This window comes from Jiella flava (genome assembly GCF_017349315.1).
Taxonomy (GTDB): Bacteria; Pseudomonadota; Alphaproteobacteria; order Rhizobiales; family Rhizobiaceae; genus Jiella; species Jiella flava.
On record NZ_JAFMPP010000002.1, the window covers coordinates 180322 to 206422 of the forward strand.

The window sequence follows — 26101 nt, forward strand, 5'->3', positions numbered from 1 at the left end:
AACCCGTTGCTCCGGCCGTCCTAGCGTTTGAGAGCGCCGTGCCTGCGACTGGGCGCGCAAGGCCCGCTCTCGGTTTTGATCCTTCAGCACCCTGCGCGGCCGAAAATCGCTGTCGATCTTCGGGCCGATGCGGGGCCTTGTCGACCGGCGCGTGACCGGTTGCCGGGCGGCCGCGACAAATAGTGTCGACGGAGCCGAAAGCCTGGTTGCGTTAAGCAAATTCCGATCGCTCTGCAAGTGCACCAAAGTCTCGAGCGCGTTCAGTGCAGATGATCGTCATCATCGATGCGGAAATTTGATCGCTGATCCCGGCTCCAAGCGCCGCGCATGGACGCGGTGTTTTCCGTGAAAGTCTTTGACGATCGCTGCTAGAAAGCCCACAACAAATTGAAAAGACGGGGGCAGGTTGGTTGATCCAGCCGTGGCGCGGGGAGGCGTCGCAAGTCCCGTGGAGGAAGATATGGCGGTTCGTCGGGTCGCCTTGCGCGACAGAATCGATCTCGACGTCGAGGACGTGCTGTTGTCGGGCTCGCAAGCGGTCGTGCGACTGCTGTTGATGCAGGCAGCGCGCGATCGGGCGGCTGGGCTGTCGACGGCGGGCTACGTCTCCGGCTATCGCGGCTCGCCGCTCGGCGGCCTTGATCAGCAGTTTTCGCGCGCCGCCGGCCCATTGGGCGAAAGCCGCATCGTCTTCGAGCCGGGGCTCAACGAGGACCTCGCCGCCACCGCCCTTTGGGGCAGCCAGCAGGCGGAGCTGCGGGGCGAGGGGCGCTATGACGGCGTCTTCGGCCTGTGGTACGGCAAAGGACCGGGCGTCGACCGCTCGGGCGATGCGTTTCGCCACGCCAATCTCGCCGGAACATCCCGCCATGGTGGCGTCCTCGCGCTGCTCGGCGACGATCACACCTGCGAATCCTCGACCTCGGCTCACCAATCGGAATTTGCCGCGATCGACGCGATGATGCCGATCCTGCATCCGGCGGGGGTGCAGGAGATTCTCGACTACGGCCTTGCCGCCTACGCCCTGTCGCGTTTCTCCGGCCTGTGGACGACGATGAAATGCATCAAGGACGCGATCGAATCGACGGCGACGGTGAAGGCCGCGCTGGACCGGACGGTCTTCGTCCTGCCCGACGATCGGCACGCGCCGGGCTATCGCAATATCCGCCGGGCCGCCCATCCGCTTGAGCAGGAGGCGATGGTGCACGAGCATCGTCTGCCGGCGGTGCAGGCATTTGTGGCGATGAATGGGCTGAACCGGATCGTCCATTCCGGCGGGAGAACCCCGCGGATCGGCATTCTCTCCCTCGGCAAGTCCTGGCTGGACGTCGAGCAGGCGCTGGTGGCGCTCGGCATCGATGAGGTGGCCGCGGCCGGCTTCGGCCTGCGGCTCGGCAAGGTGGCGGTGCCCTGGCCGCTCGATCTGGATTTCGTGCGACGCTTCGCTGCCGGCCTGGAGCTTGTGATCGTCGTTGAGGAAAAGCGCGGCGTCGTCGAGCCGCAGGTCAAGGACATCCTCTACGGCATGGCAAACGCGCCCGGCGTTGTCGGCAAGCGCGGCGAAACGGGCGGCATCCTGTTCAAGGCGACCGGCGCGCTTGATTCCAACGAGATCGCCCTCGTCATTGGCCAAACGCTTGCCGACCGCATGCCGCAGGAGCGGCTCGCCGCCCGCCTGAGTGCAATCGAGACGCTGCAGCAGCATCTGGGCGCTAGCGAAGAGATCGCTGTCCGCACGCCCTATTTCTGCGCTGGCTGCCCGCACAATTCCTCGACGCGTGTACCCGATGGCGCGCGGGCCTATGCCGGGATCGGCTGCCATTACATGGTTCAATGGATGGATCGGGCGACCGAGGGCTACACCCAGATGGGCGCCGAGGGCGCCAACTGGATCGGCGAGCGGCATTTTTCGACCCGCGACCACGTTTTCCAGAATCTCGGGGACGGAACCTACAACCATTCCGGCCTGTTGGCGTTGCGAGCGGCCGCGGCCTCCGGAGCGAACGTCACCTACAAGATCCTTTATAACGATGCGGTCGCGATGACCGGCGGCCAGGCCCATGAGGGGCAGCTGAGCGTGCCGATGATCGCGGCGCAGGTTGCGGCCGAGGGCGCCAAACGGGTGGTGATCGTCTCCGACGCGCCGGAGACCCATCGCGGCGATCCGCTGCTGCCGGCCGGCGTCACGTTGCATCATCGCCGTGACCTGAACGCGGTGCAGCGCGATCTGGCAACGATCGAGGGCCTGACGGTGCTGATCTTTGATCAGACCTGTGCCGCCGAAAAGCGTCGCCGGCGCAAACGCGGCCGCTTTCCCGATCCGGACCGGCGGGTGGTCATCAACACGCGGGTCTGCGAGGGCTGCGGCGACTGCGGCGTGCAGTCGAACTGCGTCGCGATCGCCGCCGTCGAGACGCCCTTCGGCCGCAAACGGCAGATCGATCAATCGGCCTGCAACAAGGATTTTTCCTGCCTTGAGGGCTTTTGTCCGGCGCTGGTGACGGTGGAGGGCGGTGCGCTGAAGGCCGTTGCCGGGATGCGGCGGGAGGCGCCGGCAACGGCGGATCCCGCCATCGCGGAACCGCAGGGCGCGGTCGGCATCGTCATCACCGGCGTCGGCGGCACCGGCGTCGTCACGGTCGGCGCTCTGATCGCCATGGCCGCCCATCTCGACGGGCGTGGCGCCGGGATCATCGACATGGCGGGGCTCGCCCAAAAGGGCGGTCCGGTGACCAGCCATGTGCGGATCGCGCCGGCGCCCGGTGACGTCAAGGCGATCCGGGTTGCCGCCGGCGAGGCGACGCTGGTGATCGGCTGCGATCTCGTCACCGCCGGATCGGCCAAGGTCCGGGCGGCGTTGCGCCACGGCAAAACGGCGGTGGTGCTCGACACGCATGAAACGCTCTCGGGCGAATTTACCCGCAATGTCGACTTTTCCTTCCCCAATCGGCGGCTGATCGAGGCCATCGAAGCGGCGGCGGGCGAGGCGAACGTGAATTCGATCGACGCCGAGGCGGCGGCTCGCACGCTGTTCGGCAACACCATCTTCGCCAATATCCTGATGCTCGGGCTCGCCTATCAGACCGGCGCGCTGCCGGTCTCGCGGGCGGCCTTGCGCGAGGCGATCCGGCTCAACGGCGTCGATGTCGAGACCAATCTCGCCGCCTTCGAATGGGGCCGGGCGCTCTTTGCGGATCCGGCTGCGTTGCCGGTTGGTGCCGGGGCGCACCTCGCCACCGCCATGCCTGGGCGTGAAGCCCTCGATCCGCTGATCGCCCGGCGGGCACGCGATCTCGCCGCCTATCAGGATGTCGCCTATGCCAAGACCTATGAGGCCAAGGTCATGGCGCTGCGCGAGGCCGAGCACCGGGTGGCGCCGGGCAAGGAGGCGTTGACGGCGACGGTCGCCCGCGAGCTTTATCGGCTGATGGCGATCAAGGACGAATACGAGGTCGCGCGGCTTTATACCGACGGTGGCTTTGCCGCCGAGATCGCCGGCAGCTTTGAGCGTCACAAGCGCCTGACCTTCCATCTCGCGCCGCCGATCTTCGGCGAGGACGGGTCGAATGGGCGGCCGGCGAAACGGCCTTTTGGTCCTTGGATGATGCAGGTCTTCAAGCTGTTGGCGGCAGTGCGCCAGCTGAGGGGCGGCCTGTTCGATCCGTTCCGCTTTTCCGCTGAACGCAAGGCTCAGCGCTGTCAGCTCGCCGCCTATCGCGATACCCTCGATGCCATTCTCGCCGGGTTGACGCCAGAGCGCTACGAGGCGGCGCTGCAATGGGTCCGCTGGCCGGAGGGGCTGAACGGTTTCGGCCCGGTGCGGCAGAAAAAGGCGCAGGCGGCGGATCTGCGGCGGCGAGCGGCCGAGGCGGCGTTTTTCGCGGCCGAAAGCATCCGGCAAGCGGCGGAATAGTTGCGTGCACGGGGCGAAGACGGGATGGACAAGCCCGCCGCAGCTCGGCATGTCTAGCCCATGTCCGAGGAACCCGCCCCGCAGCATTGGCCACGCTTCATGACCGATAAGGAGCTGCGGGCCTATTTCGGTCTCTCCGAGCGCGCGTTGAAACGCTATCGGGCGCTGAAGGAGTTTCCGCAAAAGGACATCGTCGCGGGCAAGAGCGACAGTCGTGCCGTCGGGCGGTTCTTCGACTGGATCGCCGGCCTCGCCGAGCAGCCGCCGCGCACCAACAATCGTTATGTGCCGACGGCCGACAAGGCGAAAGGCTGAGCGATCAGCCATGGCGGAGCGGGGCGCGAAGAGCAAATTTCAACCCAAACCGGTGACCGAAGACTGGCTTCGGCGATCGGCCTTTCACTATCTGGAACGCTATGCGGCCTCCGGCGAGGGACTGCGCCGCGTGTTGCGCAGGCGCGCGGCGCGCCGGGTCGGCGGCGTCGACGCGCTGCCGAACGATCTCGACACGATGATCGATGGGCTGCTGGAGCGCTTCGCCGAGCTGAAGCTGATCGACGATCGCGCCTTTGCCGAGGCCAGGCTCGCCAGCCTCAGGCGCAAGGGTACGTCGCGGTCGATGGCCGCCGCCAGGCTCGGCGAAAAGGGCGTCGGCCGCGCTCTTGTCCAGGCGGTCCTGGATGAGGATGAGACCACCGAGGCCGCCGCAGCGGCAACCTATGCCAAACGTCGGCGTTTCGGTCCGCATCGGCGATCGGGCCGCGACGACCGACGCGATAAGGAAATCGCGTCGATGCTGCGTGCGGGCTTTCCGATGCGTCTTGCGATTGCCGCCATCGATGGCGAAATCTCAAGCAATGATATGGACTTAAGCGAAGGCGATTGAGCGTCGTGTTCAGAAGTTTCGGGGTCCCTGGGAGGAACTTGAGCGCGGACTCATCGTTGTTCCGGAAACGACAAAGGCGTGTGGGTTCGGTGAACAATCCAGCAAGGATTGCGCCCCATCGCGCCGTTTCGAACAAAGGGACAGCCTAACATGCCGAAGATTACCGACGCCAAGATCGCCATTCTCGCCACCGACGGTTTCGAGCAGGTCGAACTGACCGAGCCATTGGAGAAGCTGCGTGAAGCGGGCGCCACGGTCCATGTGATTTCGCCGAAAAGCGGCTCGATCAAGGGCTGGGACAAGGATCACTGGGATCAGGAGGTCCCGGTCGACAAAATACTCTCCGAGGTGCGCAGCACCGATTTCGACGCGCTGGTTCTGCCGGGCGGCCAGATCAATCCGGATACGCTGCGCGCCGATCCGAAGGTGGTCAGTTTCGTGCGGGAATTCTTCAATTCCAAGAAGCCTTTGGCGGCGATCTGCCATGCGCCGTGGCTGCTGATCGAGGCGGATGTGGTGCGCGGTAGGGACGTCACCTCCTTCAAGTCGATCAAGACCGACATGAAAAATGCCGGCGGCAACTGGCTCGATCGGGAAGTCGTCTGCCACGAGGCGCTGATCACCTCGCGCAATCCGAACGATCTGCCGGCCTTCATCGCCAAGATCATCGAGGAAGTCGAGGAAGGGCGGCACGAGGAGCGCAAGGTCGCCTGACCGTCTCGGATCGACGAATGCCCCGATAGGCGAATGCCGCTGCGTTTTTCGCGGCTGCCACGATCAAAGCCGGCGTGATCCTCTTACGGATTGCGCCGGTTTCGCGCGTCCATGAGATTGCGTTTGACCGCTTGGATATCCTGCTGGAGACGCGCAATGTCTTCATTGTAGACGGGCCGATCCCCGGCGCCGTCATCCGTCTCCGCCTCTTCGGCGATCGCGCGCAGCTTCTGCCGCAACGCTTCGCGGTCGGCAGGGGAACGCCGAGCGGCGCGCGACGGGCCGGCGATCGGCGCGCGGTCACTTCTGTCGCCGGCGCTGCCGGCATCGGGGGCCGCAAGCCCCGACTCGGGCAGGCGCGCCGCTAACGCTTCCTCCGCGCGCGAGACACGGCCGGCCATGCGATCGCGGGAGCGGAATGGGCCGCGCCGCTCCTCACGCGTCGTGCGTTCCACAGGCGTGTCGACCGTCGGGCGCACGGCCTGCGCGACATCGTCGGCTGCGGCACCTGATCGGACCGTCCTCGCCGCCACCTCGTTCTCGGTTCTCTCGGCCTCTTCGCGCCAAAGATCCGTCTGCTCCGGTTGGCGCAGGGTTCGCCGCAGCATCTTGATCAGTGCGGCCAGCACTGCGAGCCCGAGCCCAACGAGAAAGCCGCCGATCACGCCGACGATGACGATCAGCTTGCGGCTGGTGCTCGACGGCGACAGCGGCGGCGTAGCGGAGGAGATGATTCGGACATTGGCGGTGTTCAGCCGCTCCTGCTCGCCGGTCTCGCGGGCGCGTAGCAGAAAGGCCTCATAGACGGCGCGCGAGGCATCGACTTCGCGCTCGAGTTCCCGCAGCTTGACGAAGTCGGCGCTGGTCTGCAGCTGCTTGTCCTTCAGTCCGTTGACCTGGGCGGTCAGTTCCTTGTCCGTCCGCTCTGCGCGGGCAAGCTCGGTCTGGGCCGCCGAGACGATCCGCTGCAGCTCCTGCTTGATTGCCTGGCGGGCGGATTGCAGCGCGTCCTCGGCAGCGATCAGCCTGGGATGGCGCGGGCCGAGGGTGGCGGCAAGGGTGGCGCGACGCTGCGCCAGCTCGGAATAGGTCGTCCGCAGGCGGTTGAGCGTATCGGAGGTGAGTTCTTCCGGCAGCGTGCCTTTGACGACATCGTCGACGCTGGCGTTCTTCATCTGCTCGGCGCGCACCCGCAAGGTGGTGGTCTCGCCCCGGGCTCTGGCCAGTTGATCATTGATCCGGACAATGTAGTCATCGTCGACCAGCCGGCCGCCGACGCCGACCAGCCGATATTTCTGCTTGTAGGCCTCGACGGCTTGTTCAGCGTCGACCACCTTCTGCCGCAACTCGGCCAGGCGCGAGGAGAGGGCATCGCTCGCTCGTTTGGCGGTGTCGGACTGAACCCGCGCGATCTGATCGATGAAGGCATCCGCGAGCAGATTGGCGAGGCGCGCCGACTTGTCCGGGTCGCGCGTCGTCAGCGCGATGTTGATGACGAACGTCTTGGGATCGCGGCTGACGTCGATCGACTTGCGCAGCGCGGCGAGCGTGACGAGGTCACGGCGGCGGAGCGCGTCAGCGTCTTCCGGCTTGGCAAAGAAGGACAGGATCGGCGAGAGGACGCTCTTGGTCTCGCCGTTAAACTCCGGATCCTTGGCAAGATCGGCCTTCTTGGCCACCGCGCCGAGCACGTCGTTCGAATAGATGATCGACATCTGGCTCTCGATCAGGGCCAGCGTGGCGTCCCCCGGTAGGCCGTTCGGCGTGACCTCGTTCTGCACCACCTTGAGGTCGCGTGGGTCGATCAGCACCTGAGTGACGGCGGTGTATTTGTGCGGCATGTTGAGGGCGATCAGCACCGACAGCGCGATGCCGAGCAGCGTGATCAGCACGATCAGCCATTTGGCGGCCCACACCTCCCGCAACAGAAAAAGCGGATCGACCAGCGAACCCGGATCGCTCCGCGCCGACAGTGAGGCGCCGGCCGGTGCCTTGACCGGCACGGGCCGCCTCACTCCGCTTTCGGAGCCGGGTTTCAGAAACATTGATGCCACCGCTGACTTGAGAGTCGTTTTCCGACAATCGGAGTTTATGCTAAACAAATTCTTAACGCGAAGGATTTCGCTGGATCATTCCCGGATAGGTTTCAGTCCGCCCCCGGCCAGACGTCGTGTCTACGTCATCGCCAGGCGCTTGCGCAGCATTTTGAACCAGGGTTTGGGCTGCAAATTCCGGTTGAATGGCAGCGGCCGACTCGGCGCCTTGTCGGGCCGTGGCATGACATCGTTGATCCAGCTGTAGCGATCGGTCAGCCCCCAGCTGATCACCATTTCCGGCGGTTTGTCTGCGAACAGGGCATCGAGATAGCGCGAGACGAGGTCGGCTGCGGTGGCGTCCTGGCTGGCTGAACCCGGAGGGGACTGCCAGTCGATGATATCGAGTTCGGTGACGAGGAGCTTGACGCCAAGCTGATCGAGTTCGCGATGGAAGCGCTCGATGGCGTCGACGTCGATGACCTTGCTGGCATAGAGGTGGCCCTGCATGCCGACCGCGTCGATTCGGATGTTCGCATCCTGCAACTGCCGGATGATCGACAGCATGATCGTTCGCCGTTCGTCGTAATGCGGGCCCTGAAACTCGAGGTCATAATCGTTGATCACCAGCTCAACATCGGGATCCGCCCGCGCCGTAGCCTTGAAGGCGATCGGGATGTGGCGGGGGCCCAGGGTGCGCAGCCAGTAGGTGTCGCGCAGCGAGCGTTTCTCGTAGATCGGATCGTTGGCGATGACCTCGTTGACGACATCCCAACTGATCAGCTTGCCCTTGTAGCGGTCGGTGACCCGCTCGATATGCTCGACGAGCACCTTTTCGGCTTCCGATGGGCTGTCGATCGCCTTCACCCAGGCCGGTGTCGCGCCCCACCAGATGTGGCAGGTGCCGCGGCTGGTCTTGCCGTGGCGCAGCGCGAAGTCGACGATCTTGTCGGCGGGCGCGAAGTTCCAGACCTCGCGCGTCGGCCGCAACAGATCGAATTTCAGTGCGTTCATCGGCATGATGAGGTCGCAATGATCGACGAAGAGCTGGCGATAGGCCGGATCGCCATCCATCAGGTTGAACTGGATCGCGCTGCCGAAGGGCACCGGCTTGCCGGCGGCTCGAGCCGGCCTTCCAGTTCCCCAGATCGCACCGGGTAGGGCGGCGAGGGCGGCGGCATTGGCCAGGACGGAACGACGCGTTAATCCTCCCATGATAGTCTTTTCGCAACCACGCGTCGTCGCCGTGCCGGATTTCTGCGAGGCGGCGCGCGCCGCAGTGGCGGGCCCCGCCATGGATTGATTGGCTTTCGTCATCGTGAGCGTCTTTTCGTCGGAACCCTTGGCATGTCGGCACGATCATACTGGATCGAAACGCTTAGCAGCAATTTTGGGCTGATCCGCGACTATGCGTCGCTGCTCTCCGGCTCGGCCGGCCGACTGGTGCTGTCGCTTGCCTATTTCGTCTGTGTCGCCAATGGGTTGTCGGTCGGTGACTTCGGCCTCTTCGCGACCGCTTCGGCGACCGGGATCGTCCTGTCGCGGATCGCCGGCTTCGGCTTCGTCTCGCCGCTCTACCGCACGGCGGCCCGCCGGCCGCGGCTGATCGGCACCTACACGACCGGCTTCCTGATCGCGCTGACGGCGTCGCTACCGGTGGTCGCACTGGCGGCCGGCTTCTTCTTCTTGGCCTTCTTCGCCGGCGAGATGTCGCTCGCCGCCTTCGCCGCCATCGTCGCCGCCGAGGTCTTGTGCTGGCGGCTTTTGGAGGTCGTCGTCATCGTCAATAACGGCCTCGGACGCTTTTTCATCGGCGCCGTGCTCGTCATCGCCGGATCGGCGGTGCGGGCGGCCGCGGCCTTGGCCTTCGTCGGCCTCGGCACCGGCACGCTCGTCAACTGGGCGCTGTTTTATCTCGGCGCCAATGCGCTGGCGATGCTGGGCTCGGTGGTGTTTTGCTATCCGCGTCAACGGCTGCGGTTCAAGCCAAAACTTTATCTCGGCCGGCTGCGCGACAGCCTGTCGGTTGCCGGCGCCGAGATCGTCTTCTACCTGCAGTCCGAACTCGACAAGCTTTTGGTCCTGTCCTTTGGCGGGCCGCACACCGCCGGCATCTACGCCATCTTGATGCGGCTGATCGATCTTACAGCCTTGCCGGTGCGCTCCTTCAACACGATGATCGTGCAGAAGCTGATGCGGGCGCCGGGGCTGCTGGCGACCTGGCGCATCCGTTGGGGCGTCGAGGCGGGGATCGCCGCGGTATCGATCGCCGGCCTGGCCTTTCTCGGTGGGGCTTTGCACTTTTTTCCTCGGCTTCTCGGCGACAATGTCGCCGACGCGGCGCCGCTGGTGCTGATCCCGCTGCTGGTGCCCGCCTTCCGCAATCTCGTCGAATATCAGAGCGAGCTGCTTTATGCGCGCGGCAAGACCGCCGTCCGCGCGGCGATCATGGCGATGGTCGGTGTCGTCAAGGCCGGGCTGCTGCTCGCCCTCTTGCATGGTTGGGCCGACGACCGGCTGTGGATCGCCGGGCTGAACGGAGTCTTCCTCGTTTTGTGGATGGTTTCGGCGGCGGCGAGTTACAAGGCGCTCGATTGGCAAAGCCCGGCTGTCCGCAACCGGGAGGCGCTCAGCCCAGCCCCGCAGCCTGGCGAATGAGCTGCGGATCGGTGGCGGTGAAGGACTGGATGCCGGCTGCGACCTGATGCGGTTTCAGACAGGCGACGAAGCGGGTGAGGGTCTCTTCATCCATCGCCGCGCCCGCCCAATACATTTGGCAGAGCGATTCCGGCATTGGCAGATGCGCCTCGCGCTCGCCCTCGACCTCATCGACGAAGCGGCCGTAGATCGTGCATTCCGACAGCGCCCTCGTGCCGGCGAGCGTCTTCATCCAACCGCGGCCGGTGACGGCTTCGATCCGGGCGGCGAGGGCGCGCGCCGATTGAGTGCGCCAGGGGATGAGCGTGCCGATATAGCCGATGTCGGTGGTGTCCGGGGCTTTGATGCCGAGCAACGCTCCGGCTTTGCGCGACCAGTCGCGGTGCGTTTCCTGCAACTCGGGCAGGACCTTGGCCATGCCGTCCGGCTGACGGAAGAACAAGGTGCGCCCGTCTCTTTTGAAAAAGCCAACATCGAAATCCTTCAGAAAGACGACATCGGAATCGACCGAGACCATCACCTGGTCGTCGAGCGCGGCGGCGAGCGCCAGCCGCCGCAGCTGCTGCACGTGCCAGCCGCGCAACGGCCAGCCAAAGGGCGACAGCCAGATGCGGCGGCGCCCGAAACTGGTCGGATCCGGAAAGGGGCGCAGCCAGGCCGGCAGCAGATCGCGCTCGTCGACGATCTCGCGTTTCGGGCCCGCGAGCTGGCGAAACAGTGCGACGTCGGCCGCTTCGACCAGGATCAGATGGCGCGAATGGCCGCTGACACGGGCATCCATGCTCTCGCACAGCAGCCGGCAGCGCTCGAAATCGCCCTTGTAGCTGGCTGTTGCGATCGTCGTGGACACGGTCGAGGAGGCTCCTTTGATGGTGCCGGGCACCATAAAGGCGCGGCGTGTAAAGATGTATGTCGAAGTGTCGCAGCAGAATCTATGGGCGGTGACGCCTGGACGGGCGCAACCTGTCAAGGCCGACCTCAATGAGAAACTGCGGATTGCCAAGAACGTAGCGGCGAAACAGCCGCTTCGGCTCGAGTCCCAGCCGCCAGGCCCATTCCATCCGTAGCCGACGGATCGCCTGTGGCGCGCGCTGGACATTGCCGGCGAGGAAATCGAACAGGGCGCCAACGGCGATGAAGACCGTGCCGTGTTGTGTGTCGAGGTGGTCGGCGATGAAGCGTTCCTGGGCCGGAACACCCATCGCGACGAGCACGATGTCCGGCCGCTCCGACGCAAGCGTGGCGAGAACCTTTGGTCGCCCGGCCTCGCCGAAATAGCCGTCGCCGATGGCGACGATCGCGTGCTGGGGCGCAAGCACGGAAAGGGCCGCGGCGGCGCGTTCAGCGATGCCGGGCGCGGCGCCGAGCAGCGCGATCCGCCGGGGCGTTGCAAGCTGCGCAGCAAGCCGTGGGACGAAGTCCGTGCCATTGAGATTTTCGCAAAATGGCTCGCCGCGCAGGATTTTGGCGCCGAGATCGACACCAATGCCGTCGGGCAAAAGCAGAAAATCGGCGAGTGCCCGGCGATAGGCGGCGTCGCGCCGGGCAATGTTGACGCAATGGGCGTTGACGAAGCCGAGCTTCAAAGGCGCGCGCGTGCTCAGGGCGTGCTCGACCTTCGCGATCGCCGCCGCGCCGGTGATGTCGGCGATGGCGAGCCCGGCGATGGTCACCGAGTCTGGCGCAGACGGGCCCGTTGCGGCGGGGGCGGCGACGGGGCGGGCGGGTTCGCTCAGCATTGGACCTTGTCCGCCGACGGTGGCGCGATCGGACCGGCTTCGGCTTCAGTGCGCCGGGCCACCGGAGACTTGCGGAGGGCGGCCTCGAACAGGGCGAGCCCTTGTCGAATGCCGGCGTCGAGCGCGGCCTTCTGCGCGGCGGCAAACAGCGATCCGTCGAGACGGAGCGGAGCCCCCGCGCGCTCGGCGGCGACCAACTCGGCGATCGCGGCGGCAAAGGCGTCCGGATCCTCAGTGACCCGGACGTTGGCCGGCACGGCGCCGATCCCGCGCAGGGCGGCGGGCGTCGCAACAGCTGGAAGCCCTTCCTCAAAAGTCTCGATCGTCTTCAGCTGCACGCCGGTCCCGCCTTTGGTGGCCAGCGCCAGCACCCGCGCGCCGCGCACGAAAAGCTGGGCGTCCGGCACGCGGCCGAGGAAGTGAACATTCTTGGGGGCCTCGGGCGGTGCGCCGTCCATGCGCCCGGCAATCGCGATCTCAATGTCGCTCGGCAGGCGCGGCGCGACGGCGGCCAGGAACCAGTCGAGCCCGACCCGATTGGGCGCCCAGCTCCAGGTGCCGATCAGCCCGACGTCATGGCGGCGCGCGCCATCGTCGATCGCATGGCGCGGCCGGTCGATCGACAAAGCCAGCGGAATCGCGCGGGGATCTGCGCTAAGGCCGAGGCCCGCCCGATCGTCCTCGCTCAGTGTGTGGATCACGGCGGCGCTGCGGCAGAGCCGGGCTTCCTCGCCTTTCAGGATCTGCGCCTCGCGCCGGAACAACAGCCGTTCGAGGCGGGTCTCGCCATGGCGGGCGTTTTCCGTGGCCGAGCGGTGCTCGACATTGTGGGCGATGAAGATCGCCGGCATTTCGCTGGCCAGAAACGGATAGGCGATCGGCATCTGCACCGAATTGAGGATGACGCCGTCGACCGGGCCGGCCGTGGCGAGGCGATCGAGCAGGGCGGCGCGGGAATGCCGGGCGAGCTTCTCGGCCGAAACGGTGCGCCCCGAGCGGATGGCGCCGAACACCCAGCGGGCCTTCTGCAGCCGGGAGGCGGCGGCGTTTTCGATGACGATGGTGCCGAGATCGATTTCGTCCGCTGTCGCCGGCCGGGCGCCTTCGCGGCGAAAGCCGGCGATCGTCAGCCTGACGCCTGCCCGCCGATAGCCGTCGAGGATGGCCTGATTGGCGAGTTCGAAGCCGGTGCTCGGGGCGCCATCGGGCAGCAGCGAGGACAGAAACAGAAGATGCATGTGCCCCCAACCAAATCCTGGTTCTGTTCGAGCCGAAGCCTCGCAGCGATCTGGCCGATGGCGGTCTCGGTCGGACGATCGCTTCCAAGAGTCCCAAGAACAGGTTTCGATCCGGCTAATCGTCTCCGGTCAATCCAACGGTTCAGCCGGATGATCCTGTCGCTTCATCTGATCGTGCTGTGACGATGATGGACAATCCTTCGCACGGCGAGACTTTTTTCATGGAATCGAGCGTATCGTCAGCTGTCCATCCGAAACAAGCGGCCGTCCTCGGCGGCCGAACCACGCGGAATGCCGACGGAATGTCACCGACGATCACCATTGCCTGCGTCTCACCAAATTTGGCGAAGAGCGCCGTCGAAACCGTCGTGACGCTGCCGACCTTTCGCCGGCCGGGCCATCTTCTGGAAACGCTGGCAAGCCTTGCGGCGCAACAGGGCGCACCGCCCTTCGCCGTCATCGTGATGGAGAACGACGATGAGGGCCGGCAGGGGCTGGAGGCGGCGCGGTCGCTGTTCGAGCGCGGCGATATGACGGGCCTGGTGCTGATCGCCCATGAGCGCGGCAATTGCTCGGCCTATAATGCCGGCTGGCAAACCGCGCTTTCCGAATTTCCGCAGCTCCGCCATCTGCTGGTCATCGACGACGACGAATTGGCCGACGCGCATTGGGTCGCGCGGATGGTCGATGCGGCGGCGAGGCTTAATGTTGACATCCTCGGCGGGCCGCAGGTGCCGCGCTTTGAAACCGGGGCGCGGAGCGGTTTCGAGCGGCATCCGGTGTTTCGCCGGCCTTATGCGGTGACGGGCGTCGTGCCGATCCTTTTTTCCTCCGGCAATGTCCTTATCCGGCGGCGGGTGCTCGACACCATGGGCGCGCCATTCCTCGACACGGCCTTCAACTTCATCGGCGGCGGCGACAGCGACTTTTATTCGCGCTGCCGCGAGCGCGGCTTTGGCTTCGGCTGGTGCGCCGACGCGCCGGTTTTCGAGACCGTTCCGGCGCGGCGGACGGAATTTTCCTGGCTGAACGCCCGCAGTTTGCGCAACGGCGCGATCTCAGCAATCATTGAGCGGCGACGGTGCGCGGGGGGCGGTGGCGCGGCCAAGCGGCTCGCCAAGAGCCTGGCGCTTTTGGTCGCATCACCCTGGCGCTCACTGCGGCTCGGTCTTAACACGGGGTCGGCGACCATCGGTCTTTATCACTGCCAGGTCGCCGTCGGGCGTCTCATGGCCGAGTTTGGACGGGTGAATGAGCAGTATCGGCAACCGGAACGCAATTGACGCCGGGTCCGTCGTCGACACGCCGGATTGGATCGGCCTCACCCGCTTTCTGCTCGCGGCGGCTGTCTTATCGGCGTTGCTCGTTACTTTCACGCCCTTCGCGGTCACCTTTCAGGGCAGCGAGAATGCCGGCGATCTGACCAATCAGCTCGGTTATTCCGGTCTTGCGGCGATCGTCCTTCTCGGACATCTCATCTTCACCGAGCGGCATGTGCTGGTCTCTCTGATCCGACCGTGGTGGGTGCTGATGATCGGCTGGCTGCTGGCCAGCGCCCTGTGGGCACCCGATCCGCAGAATGCCCTGCGTTCGGCGCTGTTTACCCTTTTGGCGATGAGCGCCGTCACCGGCGTCTTTGCCTTTCCGACCAGTGGCCGGGCGTTTCGCTGGGTGCTGGTGGTGGCGGCGCTGGCGGTGCTGGGCCTGTGCTATGTCGGCGTCATCGCCCTGCCGCATCTCGCCATCAATGACGGCTCGGGATCGGAGCCCGAACATGCCGGGCTCTGGCGGGGGATCTATTCTCACAAGAACATCGCCGGCGCGGTGATCGGTTCGCTGTTTTTCTTCGGCGTCTATCTCCTGCGCTCGCGCATGATCTGGATCGGGCTCTCGATCTGTGCCCTGGCCGCCAACTTCGTCCTCCACACCGGCTCCAAGACCTCAACCGGCCTGTTGCCGCTCGTCACCCTGCTCGTCATCTTCGGCCGCATCGTCGGCGGGCGCCGGCTGCTCGCCGTTGGCGTGTTTCTGGCGATCGTCGCGATGGCGCTTTTGACGCTCGGCACCGTGCTGTCGCCAACGCTCGACGCCATCGTGCAATGGGCGGCGCCGGGCACCACCTATACCGGCCGGATGGATCTGTGGCGCTACGCGCTGGAGGTCTGGCAGGGGCACCATTGGACCGGCTTCGGCCTCAATGCCTTCTGGCAGACCGACGTCGTCGCCCACACCGAAAAGAATTTCGAACTCTCCTGGGATCCGCGCGGCAGCCCGAACGCCCATAACGGTTATCTCGACATCGCCATCTCGATGGGCATTCCGGGACTGTTTCTGGCGGTCGTGATGCTGGTGATCCTGCCGCTCGTCGACTATGCGCGGATCGGCCGCGATCCGGAAAGCACCCGGCTCGGCGATACGTTGCTGATGGTGCTGTTCTACCTGCTGCTCAACTCGTTTCTGGAGAGCTATCTGTTCGAACGGGCCAATCCGATCTGGATGCTGGTCTGGTTTGCCGTGGTCGGCTTGCGGCTGCTCGCCCGGCATCGGATGGAGAGCGGGGTGCCGGGCTGACCTTGTGTCTGTCGGCGGGCTTTGCCGGGTGGTTTATGCGGCCGCCTTGGCGCCGTCATCCTTGGCCGCCGGCTTGCGTCGGGAGACGAGGCGTCGCCCGAGCGCCATGCCGGGCTGTTCCACCCACCGCCAGGTGAGGGCGCTGACGACGAGGGTTGCCGCGACGATCATGACGAGCGCGATGTCGCCCTGCCAGCCGGTGACGCCGATCAGACGGCGGCCATCGGAGGCTTGCGAAAACACCGCCCAGCCGGTGAGGCGGCCGAGCACTGACGTCGCATTGATCGCCCGGTCGATGACGAAGGCGTGGGTCATGTAGATCGAATAGGAGACCGCGCCGAGAAAGGCGATCGGCCGCAATTTCAGCCCGCGGCTGAGGACGCCCCCCTCATGGGAGAAGACATAGAGGGCGAAGGCAAAGACCAGGGGCGCGAGGACCGACAGCGTGGTGCTGCCGATCTGGTCGACGAAGACGATCAGCAACAGCACCGCCGCCGCCTCGGCAAGGCTCCAACTGATCACGTGCCGTCTGGCGGTTTCGCCGGCCTCCTCCCGCCAGATCGCCCGGCGCAGGATGACGCCGAGCGAAAAACCGGCAACGCAGCGCAGCCAGCCGAGATTGGAGGACGCGTCCATATTGCCGTTGACGAGCGCGATCACCGGCAGGCCGATGACGATGGCCAGGGCGCAGAGCGGCACGATCAGCCGCGGCACGGTGACGACCGCCAGACCGAAAAGCCCATAGGCGACGAGTTCGGCCGAGATCGACCAACTCGGATAGTTCCAGGTCAGCGTGTCGAGCACGCCAAGGGAGTGGACCATCGCCAGATTGGCGATCAGCCCTGCGATCGAGGTGCCGCCCTGAAATGCCTCGCCCGGTCCCTTGACCGCGAGCATCGCACATTCGACGGCGACGTAGAGGGCGAGCATGAACAGATGCAGCGGATAGACCCGAAACAGCCGCAGCAGGAAGAAGCGGCCGAAAGCGCGTTCGGCCTTCAGCTTTTCGAAAAAGGCATGGGTGATGACGAAGCCCGAAAGGACGAAGAAGAAGTCGACGAACAGGAAGGCGTTGCGGATGACGCCGCTGTTCTCTGCGATCCCGCCGACCGGCGCATGGAAGCCGACGACGAGAAGGGCGCAGATGCCGCGCCAGCCGTCGAGCGCCTGAAAGCGGGCGCCATCGGTTTTCGTCGCCGCGCGGCCTTCGATCATCGGGTCTCGTCCTGTTCCAAACGCCGTGGCGTGCTTCGGGCATCCCGCGTGATCGCCATTGTCGCCGCGATCGCGCAAGGAACGGTTAAGGCCGTGCGACCATGCGTTCAAATCGGGCGAGGCGATGGCAGTGATCGGGGTTGGCCGATTGACTGCGATACCGTTTTTCGGCATCGCCACGACCTGTTCCCACTCGGCCGTCCATGCCCGATGCGGCGGGTGCTTCCTTGCAGTCGCCGCTGCGTCGCCTAAGTGTCGCGCGACGACGGGCATCACGTTTTTGAAGGATAATCGGCCACAATGGATCGGATGCGCCTGCTTGCGGTCGATGCTGAAGACCTGGAAATCGTCTCGGCCCATTGCCAGGATGCCGTCCTGCGCGTCGACGATCTTCGCTATGTACCGAAGGACCGGCGCTTCGTCATGGAGATGAACCGCTTCGTCTGGGAAAAGCTCGCGCCGCCGAAGCGGTTTTCGATGTTTCGCCGGGCCGACTATGAGCGGCGGCGGGCGATTTTGCATTTCGATCGGGTGACGGCCGCCCGTCGTCTCGGATTTGAGCGTCTGCCTGCAGACGAGGTTCTCGTTCTTCTCGCCATCCGCTTCGCGGAAGAGGACGAGCCCTCCGGTGTCATCGAACTTGTCTTTGCCGGCGGCTCCGCGATAAGGCTGGAGGTCGAGGTGATCGAGGCGCAGCTTGCCGATGTCGGTGGCGCCTGGGGGACGCTGACCCGGCCCAATCACGGCCGCTGAGTACACGGCTCTTGCGGCCGGCGAGCCGACTGTCTCCAAGACGCCTCGAGCGACGATGGATCAGCCCGGTTGTGGGCCAGTGAAAAGGATTTCGAGATTGCCCTGGCGCCTCGATTCGACCGATGCGGAGTTCGAGCAAGGTTTTGCGAGCCTTCTGGCGACGAAACGGGAGCAGGCGGCCGACGTCGACGCGGCGGTTCGGGCGATCGTTGCCCGGGTTCGCGCCGAGGGCGACGCTGCCGTGATCGCGCTGACCAGCCAGTTCGATGCACTCGACCTGACGCCGGCGACCATGCGGGTCACCGCCGAGGAGATCGACGCGGCCTTCGAGGCGACCCATCCAGAGACGCTGGAAGCCCTCGAACTCGCCCATGCGCGGATCAGCGCCCATCACCGCCGCCAGATGCCAAAGGACGATCGCTATCAGGATGCGCTTGGCGTCGAGCTCGGCAGCCGCTGGACGGCGATCGAATCCGTTGGCCTCTACGTGCCTGGCGGCATGGCGAGCTATCCGTCCTCGGTGCTGATGAACGCCGTGCCGGCCACGGTGGCGGGCGTCGAACGGATCGCCATGGTGGTGCCGGCGATGCGCGGTGCGTTGAACCCCTTGGTTCTGGCCGCCGCAAAGATCGCCGGCGTGACCGAGATCTACCGGATCGGCGGCGCCCAGGCGGTGGCCGCGCTCGCCTACGGCACCGAGACGATCGCGCCGGTCGCCAAGATCGTCGGTCCGGGCAATGCTTTCGTCGCCGCCGCCAAACGGCAGGTCTTCGGCCATGTCGGCATCGACATGATCGCCGGGCCGTCGGAAATCCTGGTGATCGCCGATGGCGACAACGATCCGGATTGGATTGCCGCCGATCTCTTGAGCCAGGCCGAGCACGACACGGCCGCCCAGTCGATCCTGATCACCGACGATGCGGCCTTCGCCGATGCCGTCGCCGATGCCGTCGAGCGCCAGCTCGGCTCGCTGTCGCGGAGCCAGACCGCTGCGGCGAGTTGGGCCGATCACGGCGCGATCGTCACCGTGCCGACGCTCGCCGACGCCGTGCCGCTGTCCGATCGGATCGCGCCGGAGCATCTGGAGCTCGCCGTCGCCGATCCGGACGCGCTGTTTGCGAGGTTGCGCAATGCCGGCGCGGTGTTCCTCGGCCGCTACACGCCGGAGGTCATCGGCGACTATGTCGGCGGGTCGAACCACGTTCTGCCGACGGCGCGCTCGGCGCGCTTCTCCTCCGGCCTGTCGGTGCTCGACTTCGTCAAGCGGACCTCGATCCTGAAGCTTTCGGCCGACCAATTGCGCACGCTCGGACCGGCGGCGATCGAGCTGGCCCGCGTCGAGGGGCTCGACGCCCATAGCCGTTCGGTCGCCATCCGGCTGAACCTCTGACGCGGGCGGCTGGTATGGGCGAGGGCAACACTGGTCAAGGCAGGCTGATCGACGTCGAACTCGACGAGACGATTGGCCGGGCGACGCCTGATGTCGAACATGAGCGCAATGTCGCGATCTTCGACCTGATCGAGGAGAACGTCTTCGATCCGGTCGGCGCGCCGGCGGGGGCGAAGTTCAAGCTGAAGCTGTCGCTGGTCGACAAGCGGCTGGTCTTCGACATTCGCGACGAAGCCGGCGAGACGCTGGTGACGCACATTCTGTCGCTGACACCCTTCCGAAAGGTCATTCGCGACTATTTCATGATCTGCGACAGTTACTACGAGGCGATTCGCTCGGCGACGCCGCAGCAGATCGAGGCGATCGATATGGGCCGGCGCGGCATCCACAACGATGGCTCTCAAACTCTGATGGATCGCTTGACGGGTAAGATCGAGGTCGATCTCGACACCGCCCGCCGGCTGTTCACGCTGATTTGCGTCCTCAACTGGCGGAGCTGAGGCGATGGCGGCTCCGGCGCGTTCGACGGTGCGAAACGATCGTGGCTCTAGGCTGGCGGGGGCTTCCGCGCTCGGCATCACCGGGCGAGGCGCCGGAAAACCCTGCGCCTGCCTCGTCAAAGCTTCGGAGGCCGGCATATGAGCGCCGGGCGGGACGACGATGCGCAAGGAGCTGGCGCTCCGGGCGACGCCGCCCGCCCGAAGGTCTCCTCGGTTCTGTTCCTCTGCGGGATGAACGCGATCCGCTCGCCGATCGCCGAGGCTCTGGCGCGCAGCCTGTTGCCGCCAACCGTTTACATCGCCTCGGCCGGGGTGCGGCACGGCGAGCGCGACCCCTTCGTCGACGCGGTGCTGGAAGAGCGCGGGCTCAGCCTCGGCGAGCGTGAGCCGCAGCGCTATGAGGATCTCGAGGACGGCTTTTTCGATCTGATCGTCACCATGGCGCCCGAGGCCCATCACGCCGCGCTCGACGCGACCGGAACGGCCTCGGTGCAGGTCGAGTTCTGGCCGATGCCCGACCCCTCCGTCGTCACCGGCTCGCGCGACCAGATCCTCGACGCCTATCGCGACCTGTTGGGACGCATCGAGCAGCGGATCAGGCAGCGCTTCGAGGCCTGAGCTTTGGCCCGGGCCAAAGCGCGGCCGGCCTCAGACCGCCTGGGCGAGAATCGCGGCGCGCAGATCGTCGAGGCCCTGGCCCTTTTCGGACGACGTGGCGATGAGGCTCGGAAAGGCCGCTGGGCGTTTGCGGATCCGCTGCAAGGTTTCGCCGATCAGCGTCTCCACCGCCGGGGCCTTGATCTTGTCGGTCTTGGTCAAAACCAGCTGATAGGACATCGCCGCCTTGTCGAGCAGGGTCATCACCTCCTCGTCATTGGGCTTGATGCCGTGGCGCGCGTCGATCAGCACGAACACCCGCTTGAGGCTGGTGCGGCCGCGCAGATAGTCGAAGACCAGGGCGGTCCAGGCGTCGACCTGCTCTTTCGGCGCGCGGGCATAGCCATAGCCCGGCATGTCGACGAGGGCGATCGGCGGCAGCCCGGCCTCGGGGGTGCCGAAGCCGTCGGGAACGAAGAAGTTCAGCTCCTGGGTCCGGCCCGGCGTGTTGGAGGTGCGGGCGAGCCCCTTCTGGCCGAGCAGGGCGTTGATCAGCGACGACTTGCCGACATTGGAGCGGCCGGCAAAGGCGACTTCGGGCGGACCCTCGGGCGGCAGGAATTTCAGCGCCGGCACACCGCGCACGAACACCCACGGCTTGGCGAAAAAGCGCCGATCGGCCTCGCTGACATCGCTCTGCGGTGCGGTCTCTTCCTCGCTCTGGCTCATCTCGCCGCCTCCAATGCATCGATGTCGGCGCCGCGAATGGCGCTCAGGTTGCGGGTGATCTTCTCCACCGGCCAGTCCCACCATGCAAGGGAAAGAAGCCGGGAGACGGTTTCCGGGTCGAAGCGGGCCTTGATCGGTCGCGCCGGATTGCCGCCGACGATGGCATAGGGCGCAACATCCAGGCCAATCCCACGCCGCCAAACAGAAAGGCGGGCCGCTGGAGCCCGCCTTTGATCGATCCCGTCAGCTGGATGTCTTCGGTTTTCGTCGGAAGGTGTTGCGAACATTGTCCCAAAGCTCGATCTTGGCGCCGTTGCGCTTCATGATCACGCTTTGCTGAATGATCGATAGCGTGTTGTTCCAGGTCCAGTAGATCACCAGGCCGGCCGGGAAGGCGGCGAGCATGAAGGTGAAGATCACCGGCATCCAGGTGAAGATCAGCTGCTGGGTCGGATCCGGAGGCGTCGGGTTCAGCCGCATCTGGCAGAACATCGTGATGCCCATCAGGATCGGCCAGACGCCGACCATCAGGATATGCGGCAGGGTGACCGGGATCAGGCCAAAGAGGTTGAAGATCGAGGTCGGATCGGGCGCCGCCAGATCGTGGATCCAGCCGAAGAACGGCGCGTGGCGCATTTCGATGGTGACGTAGAGCACCTTATAGAGCGCGAAGAAGACGGGGATCTGGATGACGACCGGCCAACAGCCTGCGGCTGGGTTGATCTTCTCCTCCTTGTAGATCCGCATCATCTCCTGTTGCTGCTTCTGCTTGTCGTCCTTGAAGCGCTCGCGCAGCTCCATGATCTTCGGCTGTACGGTCTTCATCCGCGCCATCGACTTGTAGGACTTGTTGGCGAGCGGGAAGAAGAACAGCTTCAGGACGACGGTGACGATCATGATCGCCACGCCGAAATTGCCGACCAGCTTGTAGATGTAGTCCAGCGCGTGGAACATCGGGCGGGTGATGAAGAAGAACCAGCCCCAGTCGATCAACTGGCCGAACTGCTTGATGCCGAGCGTGTCCTCATAGCCGTCGATGATGTCGACCACCTTGGCGCCGGCGAAGGTGCGGGCCGTGGCGGTGCTCGCCTGGCCGGGCGCGATGTCGATCGGATCGGAGACGTATTCGCTCTGATAATGCGGTCGCTGTCCGGTGAGATAGAGGAACTGGCTGCTGAACGGCCGCGAGGCCTCGGGGACGAGCGCCGTCGCCCAATATTTGTCGGTGATGCCCATCCAGCCGCCGTCGGTGGATTTGGGCAGGGCGTCCTTCTTCGAGTCCTCGATCGCCGAGTATTTGACCTCTTTCAGGCCGTCGTCGCCGAAGACGCCGAGGAGGCCCTCGAACAGGACATAGGCCGAGGCGACCTCAGGCTTCGAATAGCGCACCACCCGGCCGTAGGGCGACACCTTGACCGGCGACGAGCCGTCGTTCTCGATCGAATCCTCGATCGTGAACATGAATTTGTCGTCGACGGAGATGGTGCGGTGGACGGTGAGGCCGTCGGCCTTGGCGGTCAGCGTGACCGGGGTCGATGGGGTCAGCTTGGCGCCTTCGGGCGCTTGCCATTCGGTCGAAGCGCCGATGACGGGGCCCTTGCCGGGAACGATCAGGCCGTTTTCGGTGAAATAGCCGTTCGGCAGCTGCTCTGGCGAAAGCAGCACGATGGTCGGCGAGCTGTCCTTGACCGTCTCGTGGTATTTCTTCAGCCGCAGATCGTCGATGCGGGCGCCGGCGAGATTGATCGAGCCCGAAAGCTGCGGGGTCTCGATCGGAACGCGTTGGCCGCTCGAAAGAACCGCTTGGCGATCGTTGGATGCCGGCAACTGCGGGCTGGAGATGACGCTTTCGCGGCCCGACGGCGCGGCGATGTCGCTCTGCTTGGTGCCGGCCGGGGTCTGCGGCGTTTGCAGCGAGCCCTTGTCGGCATTCGTCTGGCTCGTCTCGGCCAGCTTGCGCTGGGCCTCGGTTCGCGGAGAAACAACGAAATATTGCCAGCCGATCAGCACCGCAACGGACAAAGCCATGGCGATCAGGAAGTTGCGGTTGTTTTCCATCAATCAGACCTCGATCGGCGATCGGACGCGCTGTTGCTTGCCGGTGTCCGCTTGCGATTCGGTTCGGCCATCCGGGCGAACCGAAGCCGCAATTCCTGCGACAGGACGGTGAATGGCGCCGTTAGGACATCGCGACGCGCGACGACCACATAATCGATGCCGGGCGCCATGTCAGCCTCGGCTTCGAGGCGGATGGCTTCGCGCAATCTGCGGCGGATCCGGTTGCGTTCGACGGCGTTGCCGACCTTACGGGTGACGGTCAAGCCGAAACGTGCCGGACGGTCGTCGCCGCGATCGAGCGCCTCGATAAAGAAAAACGGGCCGTTCAGGCGACGGCCCCGCCGCGCAGCGAGAAATTCCGTGCGCTTCTTGAGGATTTTTGCAGCCATGCCGGGCGACCGGCGATCGCCCAGGAGCCGAGGTTAGGCGGAGAGGCGCTTGCGGCCGCGCGCACGGCGCGCCGCAATGACCTTCTGGCCACCCTTGGTCGCCATACGGGCGCGGAAGCCGTGGCGGCGTTTGCGGACAAGCCGCGAAGGCTGATACGTACGCTTCATCGTCAAATCCCGCGATTGTTCAGAACGCGGGCCCTTCAGTCATGTGTGATCCGGGAAACCGGCGCGGCCATCCGAGTGCAAACCACCGTCGCGCGGAACGCCGCCCGCTCGCTGAGGCTGCTTATAGGAAGGCCGGGCGGGAAAAGTCAATCTCCCTCCGTCTTTTCAACCATGCCTTTGTGGTGATTTGATCGCCCCATGGCGGTTTTGCGGCAACAATAGGGAGCAGGCCGTTCTGGCAAGTTGATCTAGCGCTTGTAGGCCGCCATCTGGTTCGCTACACGTCGAAATCGGTCTTGCCTTAATATTGCGACGAGAACACTCGGCGCGACGTCTGAGTGGATACATGCAGCGCAGAGCCCTTGGTATCGTTCTCTTTTGCCTCGTTCTTCTGGTGGCAATCGTCGCCGGCTACTGGGACATGCTGAATTCCGAGAAGTTGCGCATCGCCGAGCGCGAACGCAGCGCGACGACGCTGCCGAAGGACGGCGGCGGGGTACCGTCCGAGGCGGTTGGCACAATGGCGACGCCGAAGGGCGATCGCCCGGCGGTTGACAAGAAGATTGCCGGCACCGACCAGGCCAGCAAGAGCGATCGGCCGTCGGCGACGTTGAACGGGCCGGGCGGATCGCCGGATTCCAGCCGGGTGGTTGCCAAGACGCCGGCCCACGGTGTGATCTCGGCGCCAGATGCCGAGCAACCGGGGACCGCGGCATCGATGGCAACGGCCGCGCCGAACAAGCCGGATGCGACGGCTCGGCCGACTGAAATCGGCAAGGCTGACATCTCCTCCAATTCGACCCCGCCGCCGAGCGCCACCGGGCCGTCGTCCGCCCCGTCGGCGACGCCCAAGAGCGCGGCCCCCGCTGCGGCTGGCGCGCCATCGGATACGACGGCGACGGCTGAGGGATCGGCATTGGGCGGGTCTGAGACCGCGACGCCGCCCGCCGCCGCATCCAACGCGACGCCGGCTGCGCCAGCCGAACAGCCAACTGCGGCCGATCGCGCCGCCGCCGACCCGAGCGGCACGCCGCGTTTCGACGTACTCCGCGTCGAACCCGACGGCTCGACGCTGGTTGCCGGCCGCTCGGCGCCGGGCAGCACCGTGACTCTTCGCGACGGCGACAAGACGCTCGGCAGCGACAAGGCCGACAGCGCTGGCGATTTTGTCATCGTGCTCGACAAGCCGCTGGAGCCCGGTGATCACGCGATCAAGATCCAGGCCGACAAGGACAACACCGCCAAGGTCTCGAAGGAGACCGCTGTTGTCTCTGTGCCAAAGGACGGCAAGGGCGACGAGCTTCTGGCGATGATCGAAAAGCCCGGCGAGGCCTCACGGCTGATCGACTTGCCGAAGAGCGAAACGGCCTCGGCATCGGGCGACAACGCCAAGCCCGATCAGGCAGCAGGCGCGCCGGCGGCGGCCGAAAGCGCCACGCCGCCGGCGGTGACCGCTAAGGCCGAGCCGAAGGCAGGGGCCGGCCAGCCGGGCGCCGTCGATCAGAACAATCCGCTGCATGTCGAGGCCGTTGAGATCGACGAGGGCAAAATCTTCGTCGCCGGCACGGCCAAACCCGGCGCGCGCTTCCGGCTCTACATCGACAACAAGCCCTTCGCCGAGGGCCAGGCCGATGGCAAGGGCCGCTTCGTCGTCTCGACCAAACACGACCTTGGCGTCGGTCAGCACATGATTCGGATCGACGAGCTGAACGGTTCAGGCGATGTCGTCGCCCGCGTCGAGGTGCCGTTCTTCCGTCCGGAGGGCCGTTCGCTCGCGGCCGTTGCGGAAAACGCCGATGGGGCGGCGCCTGCCGCGCCGCCATCCGCATCGACCGGAGAGGCGATGAGTGACACCGGACCGCAGAGCGAGCCGAAGGTGGGTGCCGCGCCGGCCGAAGCCTCGGGCGCGCAACCTGCCGAGACCGGGGCGGGCAGCACGCCGTCGGCCGGCGTGAGCGTCGCGCAACCCTCGACGGAAGCAGCGCCGGGCGACAAGACCGATCGCTTCCCGGTGCGCCGACAAGCGGCGCTGACGGCCTCGAAGTCGAGCCGGGTGATTATCCGCAAGGGCGATTCGCTTTGGCGGATTTCGCGGGACACCTATGGCGAGGGCAGCCGTTACACGGTGATCTACCTCGCTAATGGCGATCAGATCCGCAATCCGAACCTGATCTATCCGGGCCAGGTGTTCCGGATGCCGGACGAGCAGACGAACACCGAAGGCGCGGTCACGGCGGACTGATCCGGCCCAAGATGCCGCAAGGAGGCGTGGCGCCGCTGCGATCGGCGGGCGTGATCCGTTCGGCGCCGGCGTTAAAGCGTCATGGGTTCGACAGGACGCCCGAGGCGCTCTCATTCATTTGAGGCGTCAGGCGATGATGGACGGTGCGTTCATGGCGTGCCTGCGGCCTTTTTGCCCCGCAAGGTAACGTAAGGTCGAAATTGCCGTGCCGATGGTCTAGATCGGGTCGCAGCGATCACGCGAACCTGTTTTTAGTGATGCCGCCCGACACCGGCCGGCGAAGGACGATCTTGGCGCAACCCGACACC

General features: G+C 65.5%; 22 protein-coding genes and 1 pseudogene. 12 read left to right on the plus strand and 11 right to left on the minus strand.

Going from position 1 to position 26101, the window contains the following annotated elements; all coding sequences use genetic code 11:
• The first annotated feature begins 460 nt into the window (after positions 1-460).
• The 4 genes from J1C48_RS03490 (at position 461) to J1C48_RS03505 (ending at position 5513) form a co-directional block, all read left to right on the plus strand.
• Entirely contained in the window at positions 461-3913 is a 3453-nt protein-coding gene (locus tag J1C48_RS03490) for an indolepyruvate ferredoxin oxidoreductase family protein (protein WP_207256338.1), read from the plus strand.
• Positions 3914-3973: 60 nt separating this feature from the next.
• Positions 3974-4228 carry a hypothetical protein gene (locus J1C48_RS03495; protein ID WP_207256339.1) on the plus strand — a complete coding sequence of 85 codons (255 nt, stop codon included), beginning with the start codon at positions 3974-3976 and terminating at the stop codon, positions 4226-4228.
• A gap of 10 nt (positions 4229-4238) precedes the next feature.
• The gene (locus J1C48_RS03500) at positions 4239-4799 is read left to right on the plus strand and encodes a RecX family transcriptional regulator (RefSeq protein WP_207256340.1); all 561 of its coding nucleotides are present in this window, start codon (positions 4239-4241) and stop codon (positions 4797-4799) included.
• Between the two features lie 150 nt (positions 4800-4949).
• Positions 4950-5513, plus strand: a complete 564-nt coding sequence (locus J1C48_RS03505) for a type 1 glutamine amidotransferase domain-containing protein (protein WP_207256341.1) — start codon at positions 4950-4952, stop codon at positions 5511-5513.
• An 83-nt stretch (positions 5514-5596) separates the two neighbouring features.
• Here J1C48_RS03505 and J1C48_RS03510 read toward each other — a convergent pair whose 3' ends face one another.
• Both J1C48_RS03510 and J1C48_RS03515 read right to left on the minus strand, forming a co-directional pair.
• Entirely contained in the window at positions 5597-7558 is a 1962-nt protein-coding gene (locus tag J1C48_RS03510; protein WP_207256342.1) for a GumC family protein, read from the minus strand.
• Between the two features lie 129 nt (positions 7559-7687).
• Positions 7688-8863 (minus strand): endo-1,4-beta-xylanase, encoded by a 1176-nt coding sequence (locus J1C48_RS03515; RefSeq protein ID WP_231081554.1) that lies wholly within the window; start codon positions 8861-8863, stop codon positions 7688-7690.
• A 30-nt stretch (positions 8864-8893) separates the two neighbouring features.
• Between J1C48_RS03515 and J1C48_RS03520 the strand changes: the two genes are divergently transcribed.
• Positions 8894-10204: a lipopolysaccharide biosynthesis protein gene (locus J1C48_RS03520; protein ID WP_207256343.1), complete on the plus strand. Its 1311-nt coding sequence runs from the start codon at positions 8894-8896 to the stop codon at positions 10202-10204.
• Here the strand turns inward: J1C48_RS03520 and J1C48_RS03525 are convergent.
• The 3 genes from J1C48_RS03525 to J1C48_RS03535 all read right to left on the minus strand — a co-directional run bounded on the left by J1C48_RS03525 (position 10176) and on the right by J1C48_RS03535 (position 13181).
• The gene (locus J1C48_RS03525) at positions 10176-11054 is read right to left on the minus strand and encodes a DUF6492 family protein (protein ID WP_231081555.1); all 879 of its coding nucleotides are present in this window, start codon (positions 11052-11054) and stop codon (positions 10176-10178) included. The genes J1C48_RS03520 and J1C48_RS03525 overlap by 29 nt on opposite strands.
• Positions 11055-11136: 82 nt before the next feature.
• Complete coding sequence (locus J1C48_RS03530) at positions 11137-11943, minus strand: WecB/TagA/CpsF family glycosyltransferase (RefSeq protein WP_207256345.1); 807 nt, start codon at positions 11941-11943, stop codon at positions 11137-11139.
• Positions 11937-13181, minus strand: a complete 1245-nt coding sequence (locus J1C48_RS03535) for a glycosyltransferase (protein WP_207256346.1) — start codon at positions 13179-13181, stop codon at positions 11937-11939. The genes J1C48_RS03530 and J1C48_RS03535 overlap by 7 nt, the downstream gene beginning before the upstream one ends.
• 302 nt (positions 13182-13483) lie before the next feature.
• Here J1C48_RS03535 and J1C48_RS03540 point away from each other — a divergent pair, with 302 nt between their 5' ends.
• Both J1C48_RS03540 and J1C48_RS03545 read left to right on the plus strand, forming a co-directional pair.
• Entirely contained in the window at positions 13484-14464 is a 981-nt protein-coding gene (locus J1C48_RS03540; protein ID WP_207256347.1) for a glycosyltransferase family 2 protein, read from the plus strand.
• Complete coding sequence (locus J1C48_RS03545) at positions 14433-15752, plus strand: O-antigen ligase family protein (protein ID WP_207256348.1); 1320 nt, start codon at positions 14433-14435, stop codon at positions 15750-15752. The genes J1C48_RS03540 and J1C48_RS03545 overlap by 32 nt, the downstream gene beginning before the upstream one ends.
• 33 nt (positions 15753-15785) lie before the next feature.
• Here J1C48_RS03545 and J1C48_RS03550 read toward each other — a convergent pair whose 3' ends face one another.
• Positions 15786-16967, minus strand: a complete 1182-nt coding sequence (locus J1C48_RS03550) for an acyltransferase family protein (protein WP_207256349.1) — start codon at positions 16965-16967, stop codon at positions 15786-15788.
• A gap of 300 nt (positions 16968-17267) precedes the next feature.
• Between J1C48_RS03550 and J1C48_RS03555 the strand changes: the two genes are divergently transcribed.
• From J1C48_RS03555 to J1C48_RS03570, 4 genes are all read left to right on the plus strand, one after another.
• Positions 17268-17720, plus strand: a complete 453-nt coding sequence (locus J1C48_RS03555) for a DUF2948 family protein (protein ID WP_207256350.1) — start codon at positions 17268-17270, stop codon at positions 17718-17720.
• A gap of 55 nt (positions 17721-17775) precedes the next feature.
• Positions 17776-19110 (plus strand): histidinol dehydrogenase, encoded by a 1335-nt coding sequence (gene hisD / locus J1C48_RS03560; RefSeq protein ID WP_207256351.1) that lies wholly within the window; start codon positions 17776-17778, stop codon positions 19108-19110.
• A 14-nt stretch (positions 19111-19124) separates the two neighbouring features.
• Complete coding sequence (locus J1C48_RS03565; protein WP_207256352.1) at positions 19125-19610, plus strand: UPF0262 family protein; 486 nt, start codon at positions 19125-19127, stop codon at positions 19608-19610.
• Between the two features lie 138 nt (positions 19611-19748).
• A complete protein-coding gene (locus J1C48_RS03570) occupies positions 19749-20228 on the plus strand; it encodes an arsenate-mycothiol transferase ArsC (RefSeq protein ID WP_207256353.1) in 480 nt (159 codons plus the stop codon).
• Between the two features lie 30 nt (positions 20229-20258).
• On the opposite strand, the gene yihA is transcribed toward J1C48_RS03570, so the two are convergent.
• From yihA to rpmH, 5 genes and pseudogenes are all read right to left on the minus strand, one after another.
• Entirely contained in the window at positions 20259-20936 is a 678-nt protein-coding gene (yihA, locus tag J1C48_RS03575) for a ribosome biogenesis GTP-binding protein YihA/YsxC (RefSeq protein ID WP_207256354.1), read from the minus strand.
• Positions 20933-21115: pseudogene (locus tag J1C48_RS18845) on the minus strand (chloramphenicol acetyltransferase); the annotation flags it as partial. The gene yihA and the pseudogene J1C48_RS18845, both read right to left, overlap by 4 nt.
• A 64-nt stretch (positions 21116-21179) precedes the next feature.
• A complete protein-coding gene (gene yidC / locus J1C48_RS03580; protein WP_207256355.1) occupies positions 21180-22994 on the minus strand; it encodes a membrane protein insertase YidC in 1815 nt (604 codons plus the stop codon).
• Entirely contained in the window at positions 22994-23383 is a 390-nt protein-coding gene (rnpA, locus tag J1C48_RS03585; protein ID WP_207256356.1) for a ribonuclease P protein component, read from the minus strand. The genes yidC and rnpA overlap by 1 nt, the downstream gene beginning before the upstream one ends.
• A 33-nt stretch (positions 23384-23416) precedes the next feature.
• Positions 23417-23551: a 50S ribosomal protein L34 gene (rpmH, locus tag J1C48_RS03590; protein WP_207256357.1), complete on the minus strand. Its 135-nt coding sequence runs from the start codon at positions 23549-23551 to the stop codon at positions 23417-23419.
• 346 nt (positions 23552-23897) lie between these two features.
• Here rpmH and J1C48_RS03595 point away from each other — a divergent pair, with 346 nt between their 5' ends.
• Positions 23898-25793 (plus strand): LysM peptidoglycan-binding domain-containing protein, encoded by a 1896-nt coding sequence (locus tag J1C48_RS03595; protein ID WP_207256358.1) that lies wholly within the window; start codon positions 23898-23900, stop codon positions 25791-25793.
• The last annotated feature ends 308 nt before the right edge of the window (positions 25794-26101 follow it).